This is a genomic window from Paenibacillus sp. FSL M7-0134 (assembly GCF_038007865.1).
Classification (GTDB): Bacteria; Bacillota; Bacilli; order Paenibacillales; family Paenibacillaceae; genus Paenibacillus; species Paenibacillus polymyxa_B.
Genome location: NZ_JBBOXV010000002.1, coordinates 810,960 through 830,970 on the forward strand (window position 1 = coordinate 810,960; position 20,011 = coordinate 830,970).

Annotated in this window: 18 protein-coding genes and 1 pseudogene; 13 read left to right on the forward strand and 6 right to left on the reverse strand. The window is 42.7% G+C overall.

The annotated features are described in order from the left end of the window. Positions 1 to 12: 12 nt before the first annotated feature. Positions 13 to 255 (reverse strand): annotated as a pseudogene (locus tag NSQ58_RS19355) (hypothetical protein); the annotation flags it as partial. A 391-nt stretch (positions 256 to 646) separates the two neighbouring features. Here NSQ58_RS19355 and NSQ58_RS19360 point away from each other — a divergent pair. Then, complete coding sequence (locus NSQ58_RS19360) at positions 647 to 1,159, forward strand: hypothetical protein (RefSeq protein ID WP_025723192.1); 513 nt, start codon at positions 647 to 649, stop codon at positions 1,157 to 1,159. A 56-nt stretch (positions 1,160 to 1,215) separates the two neighbouring features. On the opposite strand, the gene NSQ58_RS19365 is transcribed toward NSQ58_RS19360, so the two are convergent. The 3 genes from NSQ58_RS19365 to NSQ58_RS19375 form a co-directional block, all read right to left on the reverse strand. After that, positions 1,216 to 2,094 (reverse strand): (Fe-S)-binding protein, encoded by an 879-nt coding sequence (locus tag NSQ58_RS19365; RefSeq protein ID WP_341058549.1) that lies wholly within the window; start codon positions 2,092 to 2,094, stop codon positions 1,216 to 1,218. 167 nt (positions 2,095 to 2,261) lie between these two features. Continuing rightward, on the reverse strand, positions 2,262 to 2,717 hold the full coding sequence (locus NSQ58_RS19370) for a MarR family winged helix-turn-helix transcriptional regulator (protein ID WP_341058044.1): 456 nt from the start codon (positions 2,715 to 2,717) through the stop codon (positions 2,262 to 2,264). Positions 2,718 to 2,931: 214 nt separating this feature from the next. Then, a complete protein-coding gene (locus NSQ58_RS19375) occupies positions 2,932 to 3,396 on the reverse strand; it encodes an AbrB/MazE/SpoVT family DNA-binding domain-containing protein (RefSeq protein ID WP_341058045.1) in 465 nt (154 codons plus the stop codon). A 180-nt stretch (positions 3,397 to 3,576) separates the two neighbouring features. Here NSQ58_RS19375 and NSQ58_RS19380 point away from each other — a divergent pair, with 180 nt between their 5' ends. The 3 genes from NSQ58_RS19380 (at position 3,577) to NSQ58_RS19390 (ending at position 6,587) form a co-directional block, all read left to right on the forward strand. Then, positions 3,577 to 4,962 carry a helix-turn-helix domain-containing protein gene (locus tag NSQ58_RS19380; RefSeq protein ID WP_341058046.1) on the forward strand — a complete coding sequence of 462 codons (1,386 nt, stop codon included), beginning with the start codon at positions 3,577 to 3,579 and terminating at the stop codon, positions 4,960 to 4,962. Positions 4,963 to 5,188: 226 nt separating this feature from the next. Further along, positions 5,189 to 5,458 (forward strand): aspartyl-phosphate phosphatase Spo0E family protein, encoded by a 270-nt coding sequence (locus NSQ58_RS19385; protein WP_341058047.1) that lies wholly within the window; start codon positions 5,189 to 5,191, stop codon positions 5,456 to 5,458. Positions 5,459 to 6,122: 664 nt separating this feature from the next. Next, positions 6,123 to 6,587, forward strand: a complete 465-nt coding sequence (locus NSQ58_RS19390) for a copper amine oxidase N-terminal domain-containing protein (RefSeq protein WP_341058048.1) — start codon at positions 6,123 to 6,125, stop codon at positions 6,585 to 6,587. Positions 6,588 to 6,791: 204 nt separating this feature from the next. Here the strand turns inward: NSQ58_RS19390 and NSQ58_RS19395 are convergent, their stop codons facing one another. Then, positions 6,792 to 8,018 (reverse strand): acyltransferase, encoded by a 1,227-nt coding sequence (locus NSQ58_RS19395; protein WP_341058049.1) that lies wholly within the window; start codon positions 8,016 to 8,018, stop codon positions 6,792 to 6,794. 218 nt (positions 8,019 to 8,236) lie between these two features. Here NSQ58_RS19395 and NSQ58_RS19400 point away from each other — a divergent pair, with 218 nt between their 5' ends. The 4 genes from NSQ58_RS19400 to hcp all read left to right on the forward strand — a co-directional run bounded on the left by NSQ58_RS19400 (position 8,237) and on the right by hcp (position 13,936). Then, entirely contained in the window at positions 8,237 to 9,244 is a 1,008-nt protein-coding gene (locus NSQ58_RS19400) for a substrate-binding domain-containing protein (protein WP_023987342.1), read from the forward strand. Further along, complete coding sequence (locus NSQ58_RS19405) at positions 9,225 to 11,237, forward strand: cache domain-containing sensor histidine kinase (protein ID WP_445671678.1); 2,013 nt, start codon at positions 9,225 to 9,227, stop codon at positions 11,235 to 11,237. The genes NSQ58_RS19400 and NSQ58_RS19405 overlap by 20 nt, the downstream gene beginning before the upstream one ends. After that, the gene (locus NSQ58_RS19410) at positions 11,197 to 12,498 is read left to right on the forward strand and encodes a response regulator (RefSeq protein WP_071559085.1); all 1,302 of its coding nucleotides are present in this window, start codon (positions 11,197 to 11,199) and stop codon (positions 12,496 to 12,498) included. Before NSQ58_RS19405 ends, NSQ58_RS19410 begins: the two co-directional genes overlap by 41 nt. 145 nt (positions 12,499 to 12,643) lie before the next feature. Continuing rightward, complete coding sequence (gene hcp / locus NSQ58_RS19415) at positions 12,644 to 13,936, forward strand: hydroxylamine reductase (protein WP_076264432.1); 1,293 nt, start codon at positions 12,644 to 12,646, stop codon at positions 13,934 to 13,936. 41 nt (positions 13,937 to 13,977) lie between these two features. Here hcp and NSQ58_RS19420 read toward each other — a convergent pair whose 3' ends face one another. Next, positions 13,978 to 14,325 carry a helix-turn-helix domain-containing protein gene (locus tag NSQ58_RS19420; RefSeq protein WP_023987345.1) on the reverse strand — a complete coding sequence of 116 codons (348 nt, stop codon included), beginning with the start codon at positions 14,323 to 14,325 and terminating at the stop codon, positions 13,978 to 13,980. A 453-nt stretch (positions 14,326 to 14,778) separates the two neighbouring features. Here NSQ58_RS19420 and NSQ58_RS19425 point away from each other — a divergent pair, with 453 nt between their 5' ends. The 5 genes from NSQ58_RS19425 to chvE all read left to right on the forward strand — a co-directional run bounded on the left by NSQ58_RS19425 (position 14,779) and on the right by chvE (position 20,001). After that, entirely contained in the window at positions 14,779 to 15,282 is a 504-nt protein-coding gene (locus NSQ58_RS19425; RefSeq protein ID WP_341058051.1) for a hypothetical protein, read from the forward strand. 317 nt (positions 15,283 to 15,599) lie between these two features. Next, entirely contained in the window at positions 15,600 to 16,427 is an 828-nt protein-coding gene (locus NSQ58_RS19430; protein ID WP_341058052.1) for a macro domain-containing protein, read from the forward strand. An 82-nt stretch (positions 16,428 to 16,509) separates the two neighbouring features. Next, positions 16,510 to 17,418 carry a retron St85 family effector protein gene (locus NSQ58_RS19435; RefSeq protein ID WP_341058053.1) on the forward strand — a complete coding sequence of 303 codons (909 nt, stop codon included), beginning with the start codon at positions 16,510 to 16,512 and terminating at the stop codon, positions 17,416 to 17,418. 198 nt (positions 17,419 to 17,616) lie between these two features. Next, the gene (locus NSQ58_RS19440; RefSeq protein ID WP_341058055.1) at positions 17,617 to 18,597 is read left to right on the forward strand and encodes a retron St85 family RNA-directed DNA polymerase; all 981 of its coding nucleotides are present in this window, start codon (positions 17,617 to 17,619) and stop codon (positions 18,595 to 18,597) included. Between the two features lie 318 nt (positions 18,598 to 18,915). Continuing rightward, a complete protein-coding gene (gene chvE, locus NSQ58_RS19445) occupies positions 18,916 to 20,001 on the forward strand; it encodes a multiple monosaccharide ABC transporter substrate-binding protein (RefSeq protein ID WP_053324803.1) in 1,086 nt (361 codons plus the stop codon). Positions 20,002 to 20,011 lie beyond the last annotated feature (10 nt).

Here is a 20,011-nt window from a genome sequence, read left to right on the forward strand (position 1 = left end):
AGATTTGAAATTTTAGTCGATCTCCAAATAGTCAATATAATCATCCCATGTCCCGTCATCGGCTGTTACAACGAGCTCGATCTCTTGGTTTCTGGTGCCATTATTGCCGCCAATCGTAATTGTATTACTAGTTACATTGGCACTCCGACTGCTTTGGTATCCCTCTACAGTAAGTAAAACTTCATACATCTTGTCCATGTCTTCCCACTTTTTGAAGTGCTCGCTGATCGATATGGTTTTGCTCGTGCGTTTGGATGTCCATAAAAATAACCTTATTTTTTTGTTTCATTGGACTTTCCTCCTGAGCCTCACTATGATGCAGTGCATTCTGTAGTAGCTTGATGCAACATGTCTTTCCAAAAATCAAATTGTAAACGTTTACAATTTGATTTTATCATATTTTCCTTAATATATAACTTGAAAAATTTCAAGTTATATTGTAGAAAGTATAGTTATTCATTCTTGCTCACTCTACAGGATAGGGTTCCCAAGGAGCGCGTGTAGATCGAAGGTTGGGTGTAATTGTGATAGCAATGTTCATAATTTCTTTTTCCCGTCTTATGGTTACTTAACAGGCGAAAATATGAATAAAAATAGCGGGAAAAGAAAATATTATTTTAAAAAGGATGAAAGAAGGGTCTGCAACATGAAAAAACAATGGAAATTGACCGCTGCTATTCTGTATGGAGGAGTGATGATGTATGGCACTGCGGGTGCAGCTGGAGCTTCCGGGACGGAACCGAGTAATTCGTTGCAAACTCTCACTCCCAACGACTCTATCCAAGGGGCAGCCCGCCAATGGAATGCTGAACCACAGGACGACCACGGGCATGGGCATGTTCACAGACATAGACACGGCAAACGGCCTGGCGGCTTGAATCACCATCTCAACGAGAAAGTAGCCAAGCTGCTGGGCATCACTCCTGTCCAATTAGAGAAAGAACTGGGACAAGGGAAGTCATTGGCCGAGGTTGCTAAAAGCAAAGGCATCCAAGAAGACCAGCTCATTGATAAATTGAAGAATGAAATGACCGTGGATTTGAAACGGCTTGTGAACCGTAAAGGCCCGATTACATTCGATCGTAAGTCCGGGGCTTCGAATGAAGCTCAATTAAAACATGAGGCAGGGACGCCCTCAACCTCGACTAACGAAAACTAAATGTATCTTTTTGCACTAAAAAACCTTGAGAATGGCGGTCCTCAAGGTTTCCATATTCACCGGGCGGTCCGCATCGGATTCCTGCTCTCGCAGGGCACCTTGGTCTGGCACAGTCCGCAGCCGGCACCTGATTTGGCCTCGCCCCCGTTTAGAACCGCAAAGTCCCGTGATGCTTGGCCGTACACAAATTTCATGCAGGCAATCTTGTCATGTCCGCCTTCCTTGCTGATGGCTTGCACAGGGCAGCGGGTAATGCACACACCGCAGATGCCCTTGCTACACAGCAGGCAGTTTCCGGTATGGCCTGTGACTGAAGATGCTCTGGCATCAGGCGGCACCTTGAGATCGGTCACCACGGACAGCAGGCGGATGGCAATTCCTTTTTCGGTGATGAAGCCGTCGTTGATACTGAAGGTGCCAAGACCCGCAGCATATGCAATGTGGCGCTCCGACCAGTTGGAGATCGGCCCCCCTGTGGCACCATAAATGCTGTACCAATCCGTATCCAGCGGTGCAACTGCACGGTAACCAAGGCCTGTTAAGTATCTCGCCAAATGCCGCCTCGCAGACTGTACAAAATATTCATCGCCAAAGGTCCGCAGCAGCGTCCATTCCCTTGAGGCTCTATCTTTTTGCGCACGATTAGCCTTGCGAATCGTCTCGCTGATCGGCAGCACAACGCTGATAACGGTGCCTCCATCAAAACTCCCCATTCCAAAGGAACGTTCAAATGCTTCCTGCGGCGTGGCGTGGTCGGGCCCGACCACTCTTTTGTACTCCTCAAACAAAGGATCATTGCCCGCGGCAAATTGAATAATCGGCTCCTCGTAATAAGGACTCTGTAGTTCTTCACAAACATTGCCTTTGCCTTCGCTCACATAGGTTTTCATCTCGGCTGCGATGATTTCTCTCATATCCGGTACGGATTCAACCATCCTATCCACATCCCTCTCCGTGGTTATTGTTCACAGCAAAGCTTCCTTTCAGAAGTCTTGTTGCGGGCTAACATATATTACTGACCAGCCTTGATACCGCGAAACATTTCTTTTTTTCGTGTATATACACGAATTGAGCAACACTTCATGTATGAGTGGGCGGCTAATCACAAACCCAAATGTTCAATTTTGGATAAGAGTGAGGTCAGTATCTGCAGATTCCCGTTTCCCAATGACTCCTGCAAAAAACGTTGCGCCTCCTCCCAAAGCCCGGCTGCGTCGTTGTATACCGTTCTTCCACTCTCCGTCAGAGTAAGGCAGCGGTTGCGACTGCCCTCAGCAGATGTATCCTCCACATATCCGCTATGCTCCAGCGCCTTCAAATTGCGCACAATCGTTGTCCGGTCGAGCCGCATCTCCAGCGCCAATTCGCTTACACTTGCCGGTCCCAGCGCAGTTAAGTGCTTGAGAAGCGAGAATTGGCTAATATTGAGTCCGCTCGGGGCCAGATACCGGTCATACAGTCCCGTAACAGCCATCGAGGAACGGCGCAGATTAATGCAGGTACAAACTGAGGCTGATTGCTCCTGCGAAGATTTCTTATTCTTCCTTGTCGTTGTCATAAGTTCCCCATTCTTTGTACTGTTTCGTGTATCTACACTATCTCAAAAATAACAGGTTTTGTCAGAGATGTTTGTCACAGCAGTCAGCTCTGTCGGTCTATCATGATTTATCCCCTGTAGTCCTTCCTACTAATGAAAAGTTTAAATAACCAGTCACACGAAATCAACCGGCGACTGGTTATTTAGCTTCGCTAGAATATGAGCTGAGCAGCACCTATAATAGCTTTTTAAGCTGGGAAATACGGCCTTGTGACACGCCAAGCCATTCAGCATATTCACCTTGCTTGGCTACTGGATGCTCATACATAAGTCTTCTTAGCTTCTCAACCAAATGTTGTGAAGGCGACCGATGTGCTCGCTTTTCTTTGTATGGTTCCTTAACAACAGGAACAGGTATTTGACTCACACCTATGTTTCCCTTCAGATCGTTTATGCATTTTTTACATAAAAATGAACCCCTGAAATAGCTTAAATCCTGAACCGAATAACATAAGTGACAGCAGACTCCAATATACTTCCGCATACTCAATAATCCTGTTTCAACATCTAAATAAAATTCTAAAGACTCACCAGCTTGAATACCCATAGAGGTTCGCAACTCCTTAGGGATAACAATCCGGCCTAACGTATCCAATGGACGTGTCATACCTGTATTTTTCAAATGATCTTCTCCTTCCATTGTCCAACATCCAATGATCTCCTAATAAAAATATAAAAATCAATAAAGTAAAAGCATTTATGTTTGTTCCAAAAGATGGTATTATCGTGAAGGAAAATCAATAATTATACTATTAGTTTCCAAACTATATTGTTTATTGAAATTGAAATTCTATGAAAATGCTGAAAGGGTGGTTTATCCATGGAAATCACACCTACGATACAGGCAGAAATTCAAACCTATTTGAAACGAAAAGGCTTAACGATGACCAAGTTTGGTCACACGATTGATTTGAATGTAGGTACAGTTAGTAGCATTGTGACGGGTAACCGATCTATTTCTGTTCACCAACTGGATAGTATTACTGCGGGAATGAATTTACCACCGGATTATTTTTACGAGCGTTATATTGAAGAATGCATTGAAGAATCTCCGCTAAACTGGAAAAAAATCAGCCCTTTCCTATATCGATGCATTGAGCTGGGGCGATTGGATTGCTTGCAGCGAGTGGTAATTCTATTATTGGATAACCCTAATTATCCGCCATCGCTCTTTGAAGTTGCCGAAAATGTATACAAAGACGGTTACAATGAAGCAGCGGCATACCTTTACAAAAAGGTGGCTGAAAGTGAGAAGCAGCAGCACTCAGAGCGATTGGCGATCTGCCAGTATCGTTTGTTCCAAATCAATATTGGACAAGATAGAGCTGTAAATCTTCAAGCTGCCATTGAATTTGCCCCTTTTGTGGATCGCTTAGACGAGATAGAGCAATTAGATGCATTAAAAGATTTAGCAAACGTGTACAGATCATTGAGCATGTGGGACAAGGTATATGATTTTGCACGTCAAATGGGTCAATTAGGACAGATCCAATATAATTTGGTTTATAACTCCAAGCGTAAAGGAACAGAGTCGCGAAAAAAGCTAAGTAGGCCGCTTTTTACTTATATAACGTATTCTGAACTATTATGTGCAAGTGTTTGCGATGCAAAAGGAGATCATGAACAGGCATTAGAACACATTCGCGGTTATGCTGATCTAAGTTGGGTAAAGGAGAAGGACCCTGATTCACTTTATTGGAAGAAGCAATATCTACAATGGGCAAAAATTAATACTTACGTCAACAGGCTTATGTCCGGGGATATAAGTGTTTTGCCGGATTACGTAGAACATATGGCTGCCGAAAATGAGATTTTTGCCGAGCTACTAAACGTCCTTGAAGTAGCTAATCGATACAATGTAGATGTGGACCATATCTTACAGCGCTTTGAACCCCAAATTGCAGCTTATCAGGAACCGTCATCTTCTGACATGTACACACAACAAGTTTTACCGGGAGAATACATTCGGTTCTGGTACAAGATGGCTAAATACAATCTAAATAAAGGTAGATATCCATATGGTTTCAAATGTCTCCTAAATGCATGGGAAAAGGCCGAATCCATTAATAAAGGAATACTTTCGCATAATTGTGCAATGTTATTTGAACGATTTAAAGCGTATACCGTTCCTGAAACCCGAGATCATTTGCAAAGTCTATGGGAGAAAATTGATCAAAAAGATGGTTTTTCTTTTCGCAATAACTAGCTTCTTATTGGTACTCGCAGTACCAATCCAAGCCGGAATTCCAAGCTTTGGCACGATCCAAACCAAAGGGCACGTTGGTGGATCTTGACCAAGCACTAATTCATTACCATAGGCCAGCTTATTGCTGGTCTCTTTTTGTATTATTTTGTAATTTTTTGGTTCAAAAAAGATCATGAAGTATTTGTACATCCCTCCTTAAAATAAGATTCATTAGGAGGTATGCAGAATGAACAGAAATGACACGTTAATGTTAATACAACAAATGGAAAATGCCAGACAACACTTGCATGATCTTTACGCAGAGCATGGCTTCGGACATGCTTGTGTACTTGAACAGTCTATGCTTTTGGATGAACTGATTAATCAGTACAATTGTATGTATCAGACCAGAAAGCAGCCTCACCATGTTTTCGATCAGATCATTAATAACGACGAAGTTATGTTTAGTCCATCCTCCCCTTTCTTTTTATGCAAAACTGTGACTTCTCTCACGTAACGTTTATTATTATTCTATATAATGACTTATTTTAAAATAAAATACATATTCATGTCATAAAATGTTAATCGTTTTTTTGGGGGACGGCATACTAAGGCAATAAAAAAAGCAGCGCTCAATAAGCGAGCCCTGCAGTTTGAGGATAATATACACATATTAAGAGGCTTTTAATTGCTCTTTCTATTCTACTCATGGCCATTTCCATTCCGAGCTTGGCCGCAAATGCTCAAGGACAAGAACCTTCGTCGGATGAATTTAACCAGTACATTAAAGATGCTTTGAGCAAGAAATCCAAGTGAATGAGGGAGATGACAAAGGTTATAAAGTATTTTATTATGCTGGCAAATCGGATGAACCTATATTAACTATTAGAGAGCAAATTAACTATTCTAATATCTATGTAGTCAAATTTAATGGTTTGGGTGCGACTGGTAGATCCGTTAAAAGAGTTACTGCTATTTCCATAATAATGCTGGTTCCCCTATATGAGATTCCTAATTAATAATAGTGCTGGAACCAAGTACCCCGAAAATGTTACCAATTTGAGTGATGATGTTTGGAATCATGGTGGACGAATTGATTATGTCAAGGATTCAAATCATGTAGAGAAGTATACTTTTTACAAACAATGAATGTAATTCGATTAGAAAAGGATTGATGCGTTATGTTAAAAAAGGCAGTTAACACATTACTTTTTTCCTTAATCTTCTTTTTGACAGTAGATCAGGCCAATGCAGCTCTTCCTAAATACTTGTATAATCTTGTGATTAAAGTCAACAATGTTGAGATTACATCAGATGCTAATCCTTATATTGAAAGAGCGACGAATACTACTTATGTTCCCATTAGATTTGTATCAGAAAATCTAGGTGAAACTGTAAACTGGAACAGAGAAAAGCAAGAGGTTACAATCCGTTCGGAAGATGGTAAGACAGTACGCTTGATAATTGGAAGCAAAGTTGCTTATGTAAACGAACAGCAGAAAATACTGCCTAGCGCTCCTGTAATGCCGGTATCTCCTAACCGTGTCATGGTGCCACTCAGATTTGTTTCCGAAGTTATGGGTGCTACTGTAGACAGTAGTAAGAAAGATGAGACTCTGTACGTAAATATCACCAAGGCTAATTAATTATTCCGTCTTCATATTGGAGTTGATAGTAGGATGTTTCTAGTTGAGACCTCAATAATATCAAATGGTAAACGCATTAGTCTGGAATCTTTGTTGTATAAAAGCTTTAGGTAATATGATAATTGTTTTTAATTTAGCTTAGAGAGGACATTCCCGGAATGAATCGGGAGTGTCCTTTTCTAGTGCTGTAACAACCCTTTTCCATTAGCCAAGCTCCTGCGTGCTTTTGGAAGCACGTTTGGAGGAAAAGAACTGGAAGCGAAACGAATGCCAGTTCAATCGCTGTCTGCCTTTGGAGCCAACAATCCAGTTGCCGCCGGGCAGATGGGCAAACAGCCAGCTTATGCCTAGAGAAACACTTGCTACGACGATAAACGTAATGAGCGTAGCTGTAAAATGATGATCGCCCAGTGCAAGCGGGCGGGTGTAGTAGGATATGAAGGCCAGTACGAGTGCATGGGCCAGATATCCTCCAAAAGAATAACGTCCGATCCAGTTCAGCATACGGCGAAACGGCTCGGATCGCGTATCTTTTTGCAAATGGAGCAGCAGTCCGTACAATAAAAGCAACTGCGACACAATGAGAACAAAGGTGCTTGGCTTCAAATAGGTGGAAATATTAAGATTGATCGTATCACCCGACTGGATCAGCATCGTGTGACCCATGAGCATGAACAAACCAATAAAGACAAATACATTCCACGGCAACGTCTGTTTGGCCAGTCCACGCCAGGTGTCTGTCATGTAAGCACATACTGCGCCCAGCATAAAATAGAAAAAGTACATGACAAAGTTGTAGGTGCGATAATCCAGCAGAGTCTGCCAAAAGGACGGCAACCCAGTGCTCCATGCAGACATGTCATAGTAGGACCATTGTAACAGCAAAGCATAAACCGCAGCGGAAATCAGCATAATAGCCAAAACAAGCTGTTTGCGTCTTTTCGTGCTGTAACGACGTAGAAACGCTTGAACCTGCCCGGCTTCTTTTGGAAATAAAGGAAAAAAAATATAAAACTGAAAGATCATCACTACAAACCATAGATGATATCCGCTGACGGGGATGATCATTTCCTCGAACATACCTTTGTAAAAGTAAATATTTCCCCACTGCGCCGTTGACCAGTTTTGAGTACATACCCAATAAATAACAGTCCAGCAAAGGAAAGGAACATAAATATCTCGAAACCGCCTGCCAATATAGCGAGGGTAGCCAATCGGTTTGTTGCCGTTATAAAAAAGCAGCGCCGCAGACAGGAAAACGAACGTCGGTGTGCCAAAACGTGTCAAATGATACAGCATCGCGAGCATAACAGAATCTGGCTGTTGGATGTCGCTGCGATAAATATATTCGCCAATGCAATGCTGAAGCACGACAGCGAGGTAGGCAAGGCCCCGTAGTTCTGTCCACTCCGCGATACGCGGCTTACTCATCCATATCACTCCTTTTCCGCAAGATACGCACATGTTTTTCCTAGCACAATTGTAGGTATTGTAACGTAGAAACATTAGTGCAGGATTAACGCCACCTGAAAGTAAGAAGAGTGAAGTAGTTCCAATTTGATATGATTGCGTTTACAATCTAAGTAAAACCAGAATAAATTAAAGTGAATTTATAACTTAAGGATACACACAGGAAGAGGAGAGGAAGGATGAAAAAAACGCTGCTGGTATACATGCTGTTGATTGCGGCCTTTGCTCTCTATGTGTTCAGGTATGAACAAACGGGCCCGTTGAATGGTACTTGGGAGGATAAGGGGCTACGAGGCAGCATCGGAGAAACCTATATGATGATTACCTTCCAGTCTGGTTTGGAGTATTGGAAAAGCGGGCTCAAGGGCTTCGAGGATGCCGGGGATGCGCTGGGGGTGACTGTGGAGTATCGGGGAGCTACCCGTTATGATGCGCAGGAGCAGACGACCGTTATTGAGCAGGCGATTGCTCGTAAGCCCGCAGGGATTGCCATATCAGCGATTGATCCTCACTCCCTGATTCCGGTGATTAATAAGGCGCTGGATGCGGGCATTCCTGTAGTACTGTTTGATGCCGGAGCGCCGGGGAGTCGTGCGTATTCCTTTTTGGGCACGGATAATTATAAGGCGGGCGTGACTGCTGCAGATAAAATGGCAGAGCTGTTGGGACGAGAAGGCCAAGTCGCTGTTCTGACACTACCTGGACAGCAAAATCATGAAGAACGCTCGCGTGGCTTTCGCGATACCATTCAACGGCAGTATCCTGCGATGAAGGTGGTGGAAGTCGCAGATGGCCGTGCAGACGCGATGGTCTCCCGGGATGAGTCGCAAAGGCTGATGAAAGCTTATCCGAAACTGGCGGGCATTTTTGTGACCGATGCAACGGGAGGAACAGGTGTGGGTGAAGCGGTACTGAGTCAAAAAAACAGCCATCCGCTGAAAATCATTTCTTTTGATACAAATAAAGCGACACTGGATATGATTCGTGGTGGGACGATCTCGGCAACGATTGCCCAGGGAACATGGAATATGGGCTATTGGTCGCTTCAATATCTGTTCCATCTGCATCATCATTTAACGATTCCTGCACCTTCTTCCTCTGGCGACAACACTCCGCTGCCCGTGCGGGTAGATACTGGGATTTCCGTGGTCACCCGGGCGAATGTAGATGATTATTATGCGAAATAAATTTTGGAAGCGTATCCACTTAAGGGTGCACCAAACGATGCCTCGCTTACGCTTGCGCAATATGCCTTTACGCTTTCAGCTCATGCTGCTGTTCCTGTTGTTTGGCATTGTGCCTTCGCTGGGATTAGGTCTGCTGGTCAATTGGACGGTGGAACGGATTATTGAGCGGCAGGTGGAAGACCATACGATGCAATTGATTGGCAAGGTGAACGAAGCATTGGACACCAAAATGGAAAATTTGCAAAACATGACGTATCTGATTGCTTTTAACCCCGATATCGGGGAGTTCTGGAAAGGGAAGACGCTGGCTGACGGCCACGCGGGTCATGCGAGTGTAATAACACCGGAAAACCAGACTCTCACTTCCAAGCAGGCATTAAGTTCTGTACAGGAACAGGATACGCTGTATAAAATGAAGCAATTTTTGCAGGGCTATACTACGCTATATCCTGAAATTGCAGGGATTCTGATCGTGAACGAAAAAGGCGACTATATCAGCAACGAAATGTATGCTCGAAGCACGCGTAGCCTGACGGAAGAAGATTGGTACCAACAGGCGGCGCAGCATGCAGGCATATTCACTGTGCTAGGACAGCCGAGCCACCGTAATGTGACCACTCATGTCCGGTACAAGGACAGCGAAATTGTCTCCGTCGTTCGTTCGGTTACGGATTCGGAAACCGGACGCGTGCTAGGCGCGATTATGATTGACCTCAAGCTACGGGCTGTGTCGCAGGCCGCCAGAGATGTAACCTTGGGCAAAAGCGGGTATTTAATGGTGACAGATGCTGAGGGGCGCAGCGTGTACAGGCCGGATATGCCTTTGATTGAGCGCATTCCGTCGCAATGGTTCGGGGCAGGTGACAGCGGGATGTTTACCCGTGAAGCTGGGGGCAGAGAATTGCTGTTCATGTTCAGGGCTTCCGAATTCACGGGCTGGAGAACAGTGGGGGTATTCCCGGCACGCGAATCTACACTGGAAGTGCGGCAAATTAAGTTCTATGTCGTCTGTTTTGTTTTTATTGTATGTCTGTTTGGCTTAACGGCATCCTTGCGATTGTCGAGTTCCATTGCGCAGCCGATTTTCCGGCTGATGTCCTATATGCGGGCAGCAGAGACAGGAGATCTTACAGTTCGCCAATGGAGTGACCGTGGGGATGAAGTTGGGATGCTGGGGCGGAGTTTTAACCGGATGCTGGAGCAAATTCGCCGTCTCATGTCACTTAGCGAACTGAGGGAACGGCAAAAGCGGGATGCCGAGCTGCGCAGCCTTCAGGAGCATATTAAGCCGCATTTTTTATACAATACGCTAGATACCATTCACTGGATGGCTCGAAAAAATGGAGCAGACGACGTGTCCGACATGGTGGGGGCGCTATCGAGATTGTTCCGTCTAGGGCTGAGCAAGGGGGATGACTTTATTCCGCTGCGCTCCGAGATTGAGCACATATCGAGCTATATGCAAATCCAGCAAACCCGCTATCGTGACCGACTTCGCTGGGAATTGAATGTACCCGACGAGCTAAAGGATCTGTTCGTGTTGAAGTTAATGCTTCAGCCTGTAGTGGAAAATGCGATTTATCACGGCATCAAGGCCAGACGAGGCCCAGGCACGATTTGGATAGAAGCTAAAGCCGAGGGCGACAAGCTGCTGCTGACGGTACGTGACGATGGCGCAGGGATGACGGCGGACCGGCTGCGTGAACTGCGTGAATGGCTGGAAATACCCCTGGAGGCGATGGAAGGAAAGCAGAAGCAAAAGGGAGTTAGTACCCATGGCAGAAGCTATGGCATGCTGAATGTACAAGCGCGTATCCGGTTGTCTTTTGGCGAGGAATATGGAATTGTACTGGAGAGCAAAGAAGGGACAGGTACCTGCGTTACGATCACTCAACCATTGCTGCTGGATATGGCGCAACTGAAGAAGCCTTATGAAAAAGGAGAGGGTCAGGATGACGAAATCACAGGCCACAGACAACTCGACAACGGATAGTCTGATTGACCAGGCCATAACGGAAGTGACCATAGGGACGGCAAAACGTTATCAAGTATTGATCGCAGATGATGAGCCGATCATCCGAGAGGGGATACGAGATTGCATAGACTGGGCGGCTCTGGGCATGGAGGTGGCAGCAGAGGCGGAGGACGGAGAAGAAGCGCTGGAGCTGGTGGGTCAGCTTCATATCGACATCGTGCTGGTCGATATGAATATGCCGTTCATGGACGGCATTGAACTGATTCGGCGGCTGCGGGAAGAACGTCCGGAGTGCCGCTGTCTGATCATTTCTGGGCATGATGAGTTTGCTTATGCGCAGGAGGCTGTCCGACTTGGCGTAGAGGATTATATTTTGAAGCCGGTAGATGCGGATCAGCTTCATGCTGCGTTGTTGCGGCTTCGTCAGCGAATGGACGAAGAGTACAAGCGTGCTGCCTATGTAGAACAAGCCGCCGGACAGATTGAACGGAATATTCCGCTGCTACGCCAGCGGTTTTGCCTGGAATGGCTGGAAGGGCAACACACGGGAAAAGACGTCATGGAGCAGTTGGCGTTTTTACGGCTTCCATCGCGGCCGCCTGCTCAGATCGGTGTCGTACGGTGGCCTGCGGCAGAGGCCCGGCAGACGATTATGCGCGAGAATGACCGCCAGTTATTTCTTTTTGCTGCTGAAAATATTATTGGCGAACTGCTGGAGGACTGCCCGCATGTGTTGTTCCGCGATGCGAACGGACTGATCGGCATATGCCTGTGGCAGGAGGCACCCGAGACGATAGGCGCTTCCATGGAGCAGGCGATTGGACGCTACCTGAATATAGCGGTTCATACGCATGTGGAGTCCAACGCGGGTGGACTGGAAGGCGCAATTGACGCGTACCGGGTGAGTCGGGATCGAGTGTATGGCGAATCGCAGCTGTCTCCCATCGTACGTCGGGCTCGGCAGCTCATTCAGGAAGGTTACGCCGATCGGGAGCTGACGTTGGAAGCCCTTGCTTCGCGTCTACAAGTATCCGCCGTATATCTCAGCCGTGTGCTCAAAAAAGAGCTCAACGACAGCTTCGTGACCCTCGTCACGCGTGCTCGTATCCGTAAAGCGGTGCAGCTGCTGGATTCCACGACGTTGTCTATCTATGATATAGCAGAACGTACGGGTTACGACAGTCAGCACTATTTTAGCACCGCTTTTAAAAAGACTATGGGCGTGTCCCCTGTGCAGTACCGTAAAGGCGGTGGAATTCAAGAAAGCACGGTAGAGTAGGAAGGATTGAAATGAGGGATGAGTCCCACACTGTTTCATAATAAACTGTAAGAAAAAATGTGTGTGTAATCACACCTATGTATTCAGGGGTTTGTTACGCTGGGGATAACGAACAAATATCTATCAATATTTGGAGGAAAACGATATGTTTTGTTATCAGTGTGAACAGACGCCGAGTGGCGGGTGTAAAGTAGTTGGGGTGTGCGGGAAGGATGAGACGATAGCAAGCTTGCAGGATACGATGATTTTTGCATTAAAAGGGATTGCTGCCTATGCGACACATGCTCGCCAGTTGGGATATAGCGATCCTGAGGTAGATCGGATCACGCATGAAGCGTTATATATGACCTTAACCAATTCTAACTTTAATGTACAAGAGCATTTGGAAATGGCGATGAAGGTCGGAAATGCGGCTGTACGGATCATGGATGTGCTGGATCGTGCGCATACGGATCGTTTTGGCATTCCGCAGCCGATTACGGTCAGCCAAAATAAAATCGAAGGCCAATGCATCGTCGTGACCGGACATAATTTGTATGCGCTGGAGGAATTGCTGCGGCAGACAGAGGGTAAAGGCATCAACATCTATACCCACTCAGAAATGCTGCCTGCCCACGGTTATCCGGCATTGAAGAAATATGCACATCTCAAAGGGAATATCGGTAAAGCCTGGTACGATCAACGCAGACTGTTCGAAGAGTTCCCGGGCGCCATTCTGGCTACGACGAACTGTGTTATGCCGATTAAAGGCACGTATGCAGACCGCTTCTTCTCTTATGAAGTAGCCGGGCTGGAGGGAGTAGCCAAGATCATGGACGACGATTTCTCTCCATTGATCGAGCGTGCTTTAGCACTGCCAGCCGCAGATGTAGAGTCTGAGCAGGTGCTTACAACGGGATATCATCATGAGACGGTTATCGGGCTGGCTCCTGAGATTATTCAGGCAGTTAAAGACGGGCATATCCGTCGTTTCTTCGTCATTGCAGGCTGCGACGCACCGGGCAAAGGCGGCAACTATTATCGCGAGCTGGCTACATCCTTGCCGAATGATACAGTCATTCTGACCACGTCCTGTGGTAAATTCCGTTTTAATGACGTGGATTATGGCACCGTTGGAGATACCGGCATTCCGCGTTATATTGATTTGGGACAATGCAACAATTCGGGTTCTACTGTTAAAATCGCTCTGGCATTAGCGGATGCTTTCGGCTGTACGGTGAACGAACTGCCTGTCAGCATTGTTCTGTCCTGGTTTGAGCAAAAAGCGGTCGCCATCCTGCTAGGCTTGTTCAGCCTTGGCATCCAAGATATTCGCATTGGGCCGAAGCCGCCTGAGTTCATTTCTTCTGGCGTACTGGATGTACTGGTGGAGATGTTTGGCTTGAAACTAATTACTACCGCAGAGGAAGATATGAAAGCGATGTTGGCGTTGTCGTAAGGGGTTGGTGGGGAACTGCAAAGCGCAGTTCCTTTTTTGTTTCATCGTTCATCGATTCTTATAAAGATGTCCGTAAGAATCTTTAATGCCAGCTCAGTATCTTTGGATTCACGAGTTCTTAGGAGAGTCAAAATGGTTTTTATACTCGAATCTTCTTCGGTAAGCTCATCATTGTCCTTCACATATGTAAGCAACTGATAGACGCCCACGTTCAATGCCTTCGCTATTTTCTCCAGATTTTTCAAAGATATATTTCTCTCCGCTCGCTCAATGAAACCAATATAACTCGAATTGAATCCTGCTTTTTCGGCTAAAGCTTCTTGGGAAAGCCCTTTAGACTTTCGGATATCTCGAATACGTGTACCGACTAATTCTAAAAGTTCTGACATGATTACACCTCTCTATAGTAAGAATTTCACAAAATTCGATTCCAATCGCTCCAAAATGTAATATATAGACGAACGAGATCATCTCAATCTATATATTATTAATTGGAAGTCGCTTATTGGATTTTGCAAAATCCTCTAGTTAGAAGTGTAGAGAAAGAGTTACATCTAATTAATAAGTGTTAGTAAGTAAATTGAATTAAAAACTACTATATAGTAATATTTATTATGAAGCTTGTCCCGTAGCTAGAAAATTATACATCTTGATGGTTACATAATTGTGCTATGTTGCTCACATTTGTTTCAGGATTTTGCAAAATTCGATACCAGTCGCTCCGAAGTGCAAGGATATAGACGAACTAAACCATTTCGATCTATATCTTGTTCATTGGAAGTCGCTTATGGGATTTAGCAAAATCCTCGTTTATGAAATTTTAATTCAGGAGTTGATTCCCCTTGAAACATTACTCCTTAAGTCCCCAACTACATAGTGATTCCGATTTCAAACTGTCTAAGTACAGTGACACCTACATATTCAATTGCATGATGGATTTTCAAAAGCTTGCCGAATACCAGATCAAGCTTGCACAGATGATGCGCGACCATAATCAGTTTCAAAACTGCCTCATTCTTTGTGATCAAGCGATGTTTTCTATGGCTAAGGCCATTTATGTTCATCGAAACCAAATCATTCCATTGTATATTCGTTTATCCGTGACTGACCTGTTCCCTTTAATTCACACAGAGGCTGAGCCCAATTTAGATATGGTGCTGTTTATCGGTACGGTACATTATCTGGTTTCGGGAGAAGATGATGTATCTAAAGAGCCGATGAAGCTGGGGGAAGTAGACAAGTTGCTTTATAAAACGGACCATGTTTTAAAGCATTTATCTCGAAGAATTGTAGCTGATCCAAATGAGCAGTATCAATCTATTCTTACAAAGAATCAGGTCAAATAAGTAGTTGTATCACTCACTAAATATATCCACTTTTTTCCTTAGGAGATGATATAATAACGGAGAGAGAGTCAACTGCTTGAAACATGCCAGCTCAATAACATAAGGTCGTTACTTCATAGAGTTACATATAACAAACAAGTTAGGGAGCAACCATATTCCGATATTATTACGTCCCTGATTAGGATGGTGGCAATAGCATTCTGAATTCTAAGTAATATAAGTATAAGTTGATGCTTATTATATCTCTATAAGAATCGTTTAACTTGTTCTATATGGTATAAATAATTGTTTAAGGTATAATTTTTGGAGGAATAACAGTGAAAATAAAGGTCAATTTTTTTGATAAAGAATTGCTTAAAGGTTATGGTTCAATACTTTCGATAGTCAGCGTAATATTCTCATTTATTTTTATTTTTGTGAAAATATCAGATAGTTATAAATTATTTGCAGGGATTGTTTTCTTTATATTTTTATTGGTGCTGTATATTTTTCTATGGTTAAGAGCCAATTTATTGACTAGAACACAACTGCTTATTAATAATTCTATTGTGAATATTAGAGTTGGTGATATTTTCAATGAAATAGATCTTAAAGTTATTGCCTTTAACGAGTACTTTGATACTCAAGTAGATAATAAAATAGTATCTGACAATACACTTAATGGTAAATATATTAATAATGTAGTGAGAGATTGTGATTCATTGGATAACTTAATTGAGACCAATAATCATTTAATAGATATGATCGTTGAGAGCAATGTTTCTAGGAGAGATGGAAAGAAAAGCAGATATAAACTAGGCACTATTCTTGAAGTTGATACGTACTTATTAACTGCGTTTTCGAAGTTCGACAATGAAAACAGAGCATATCTAAGTATGGAGGAGTATGTAAACTTTCTTCTAAACTTCTGGAACGAGGTAGATATTGTATACTGCGGAAGATCAATCTCTATACCCTTGTTTGGTTCTGGAATAACAAGAATGAAAGGGTATGATACTATCACAGACCAAGAATTATTAGAATTATTAATTTGGTCGTTCAAAGTTAGTAGAATAAAATTTACCTATCCTTCAGTGGTTTCCATTTTGATTCATGAATCAAAAAAAGATAAAATCAACTTTTATAAATTGAAGAGGGCCTTATAAGCGCTTGAAAATTATTTTGAAGTATGAATTCTTTCATCTAGGAAGTTTGCTCCTTACCTAAATAAAAAATATGAGATTTGGGGTGAATAGTATTTATAATAAAACAGATTTGCTAAATTACAAACGTGTTGAAATTGGAAAGAAAGTATATGATTCTCTTTATTTAAATTTAGAAAGATTATTTAAACAAGACGTAAATATATTCTTAATCGGGGCGTCTGTTAAAAATAAAGATAGCCTGAGGAGGAGAATTCAAGATTCATTATCTGATGAAAAAATTAATATATACTTTCCGGAGCATATATTTGAGGAAATATTGTCACAGAATGATTTGTTAACTCTGGAAAACTTACTTGCTGAAAGCGTTGATGCGATAGTAATGTGTATAGAAAGTCCAGGCTCATTCACTGAATTGGGTGCTTTTTGCAACCATATAATTTTAAGAGATAAGCTAATCGTATACCTTGATAAGAAATATGAGAGACATAATAGCTTTATTAAAGTCGGGCCAATTAAATTATTGAAAAGCAGAAAAAAATCAAGAGTTATATGGAAGAACATGAATACATTTACTTATGAAGAGAAAATTTTTTTAAAGAACAGTATTAGAGAAATAAAGAAATATAATTCTGAAACTATTAAAACTTCAGTATCAAATCCAATATTTACAGAAAGGTTTCTCTTGTCATTACTTTATGTGATTGATAACTGTAGTAGAAAAAATATTATTGAGATTATTAAGGCGGTTTCATCAGATGATAAAGCTGAAAGAGAAAAAAATATCACAATAGTAGATTCGTCTCTAAACATGCTTTTAAGAAGAAGGGAAATAAGATTGGTAGGCAATGTTTATAAAATCACAAAAATAGGACATGAAAAATTAATAAAAGATTTCGGTGTGAATTTTATTATATATTCACTCGACAAATTTAGACTAGATATGATAAAATTCGAATTAAGAAAATACTGGAAGAATTCGGTGGCGACTTAGAGCAACTTTTTTTGGGTAGTGGTTCACTGCCTCAAGCTTAAACTTCCGATCAGCGTAATAATCAAAATTAAATTTTGCGCAGCTGCACAAAATTTAATTTTGATCATCGTTCTTTTTAGGTAAGTCTGCTGCCACTTTCCAAATAATCGGGGCATGTATACTATGCCCTATTTTTTTATTCTGAAAGGGAATGAGAATTTGAGTTCTACTGCTTATATACTAGGACTTCCACAAATAAATAGTATCAGCGATTTATCAATGCAAATGAATTTGTCTGTGCAAAGACTCTATCATTTATCATTTAAAACAAACTTATTTTATAAACAAGTAATAATTGGTAAAAAGTCGGGAGGCGATAGGATTTTATTCTGTCCATCTTCTGATTTGAAGGCTGTACAAGCTTGGATTTTAAGATATATATTGGATTATTTGCCTAATAGTCCTTATGCTACTGGTTTTGTGAAAGGGGTTAGTATTCTAGATAATGCTAAAAGGCATTTAGACAATACATTTTTTTACTGTATGGATATAGAGGATTTTTTTCCATCTATTAGCGGGAAGTATGTCTATAATTTATTTAGAGCCCTCGGCTATAATAAAGAAGTTGCCAAACTTTTTAAAAATTATTGCACATATAATGACATGTTACCTCAAGGCGGAGTGACGTCACCTGCTTTGTCAAATTTAATAAATATTAGATTAGATAGAAGAATAGCTGGTCTTACAAGCAAAAGGAATATTACCTTTACTCGTTATGCTGACGACATTACACTTTCGTCAAGAAATGCGGATAAACTAATGGCAGTTCGGAAAAGTATTGAAGAAATTATCCTTGATGAAGGATATAAAATAAATTATAAAAAAAGTCGTTTATTAAGACCAGGAACACGAAGAAATATTACTGGGTTAATAATTAATGACCAGAACGAAGTAAGAGTTGATAAGGATATTAAAAATATATTAAGAGCAAAGCTGCACAACTTAGAACATGGTTCTTTGAATATTCAGGAAAAAGAACAACTTCAGGCTCATCTTAATGGATGGTTAGTATTTATATATGGCGTTGATAAGATAACTTATAATCAACTTATGAAATATTGGAGCAAAATTAAAAGTAAATATAAAGATGATGAAAGCTTCTACTTAGACGAATTTATTACTGGTGAACTGCCAGTATAAGACCTAGGCTAATATCTTAACAAATTACAATGTTACTCAGACTTTGCCAACAGTTTTTCTCTGGCAAAGTTTTTTTATTCTTCCCTCCTGCCCCCCATCACAAAGGTTAAAATTTTATAAAAAAAGTTCAAAACCAGCAAAGACCTTTCCCGGCCTGGAATGATACCATGTGTTTGCACATAAAAAAAGGAGAGGTACTCGTTGCCTCACTTATGTAAGCGCTATCTCATTTCGACTCTAATCAGCACTGACCTGAGGATTTTGCAAAATCCTTACCTTCAAATTGACCCGCATCACATGAGGAAAGGGGAACTTCATATGAAAAAAGGAGCTGTTGTCGTATGGCTTCTGGTTTTGGCCCTGATGCTTTCGGCCTGTAATTTGGCGGAGAGTGGAACGGGCAGCAAGGAAAAAGGCTATGTGGGCATTTCCATGCCGACCAAATCGTCCGAGCGTTGGGTAGGGGACGGGGAGAATATGGTTCGGTTGTTTCAGGAGCAAGGCTATAAAACGGATTTACAGTACGCCGAGGACGTGGTGGAAAACCAAATCTCCCAAATCGAAAATATGATCACTAAGGGTGTCAATGTTATGGTGATCGCTTCGGTCGACGGAAACACGCTGACGGATGTGATTCAGAAGGCACACGACCGAGGCATTCAGGTCATTTCTTACGACCGTTTGATTCGCAACACACCGTATCTGACGTATTATGCGACCTTCGATAACTTTAAGGTGGGCGTGCTACAGGCGGCGTATATTGAGAAAAAGTTGGGACTTAAGGAAGGCAAAGGCCCATTCAATATCGAGCTATTCGGTGGTTCACCGGATGACAATAACGCTTATTTCTTCTTTAATGGCGCGATGTCTGTACTTAAACCGTACGTGGATTCCGGCAAACTGGTCGTGCGCAGCAAGCAGATGACGATGGCGCAGATCGCTACACTACGGTGGGACGGAGCATTGGCCCAGTCGAGAATGGATAACCTGCTGAGTGCGTACTATTCGGGGGCTAATCTGGACGCGGTACTATCCCCTTATGACGGAATCAGTATCGGTATCATTTCATCCCTAAAAGGGGTCGGATATGGATCAGCGAACAAGCCGCTGCCGATCATTACAGGGCAGGATGCGGAGCTGGCTTCCATCAAGTCCATTGTGGCTGGGGAGCAGACGCAAACTGTATTTAAGGATACTCGCAAGCTGGCTGAGCAAACGGTCGTGATGGCCAACAGCATTTTACAGGGCAAACAAGCGGAAGTGAATGACACCGAATCCTATAACAACGGTAAAAAGATCATCCCTGCCTACTTGCTTGATCCGATCTCGGTGGATCGGACGAATGTGGAAAAGGATATTGTCGGCAGTCACTATTACACCAAAGAGCAAATCGGACTGAAATAAGAGCAGGAAT